The sequence below is a fragment of the Croceitalea vernalis genome (assembly GCF_031846405.1).
GTDB lineage: Bacteria > Bacteroidota > Bacteroidia > Flavobacteriales > Flavobacteriaceae > Croceitalea > Croceitalea vernalis.
This window is the reverse complement of sequence record NZ_JAVRHU010000021.1, coordinates 1-595: the sequence shown is the minus strand read 5'-3', so window position 1 is coordinate 595 and position 595 is coordinate 1. Positions and strand designations below refer to the sequence as shown.

The 595-nt window shown below is 40.3% G+C and carries 1 protein-coding gene; it reads left to right on the top strand.

The annotated features are described in order from the left end of the window. On the top strand, positions 1 to 595 hold a 595-nt coding region (locus RM520_RS15225), incomplete at both ends, for a galactose oxidase early set domain-containing protein (protein ID WP_311388569.1).

The window sequence follows — 595 nt, the reverse complement described above, 5'->3', positions numbered from 1 at the left end:
AACATAAACGTTTCAGGTAGCAATGGTATTGATGAAATGGCTTTAGTACGATTTTCTGCAGCAACACATAGTACCAATAACGAACAAAGAAGAATCCCGGTTACTTATACCGAGGATACACCTGGTAACTATACGGTTGCTATTCCTGATGAAAATCTATTACCACCAGGATATTACATGCTTTTTGCAATGGATAATGGAGTTCCTTCCTTAGCCGAAACCATCCAAATTGCACAACCAGTATTTACTGGTGCTAACCCTTGCGATGGTGGGGTGAACATTATTCCTGAAGTTACCGTTAATGGAACTGTAAATACAGGAGATGACTTTTACCTTTTAACAGGCGGCGAAAATATTACCATAGCAGCAAATGGGGCCACCATAACTAACATCACTAGACCAGATGGGTCTGTCGCCAATGCAGCTACAATAGCTGTAACAGGATTGGATGAAAACTCCGAAGGATGGTATACCCTAAAAACAGCAGCAGGATGCTTTACCAGAGTTAAACTTGTTATCAATACACCAGATACTCCTTTCTGCGCTACAACATCTAATCTTGCACTAAATAAACCAGCAAAACAGTCAAGTACAA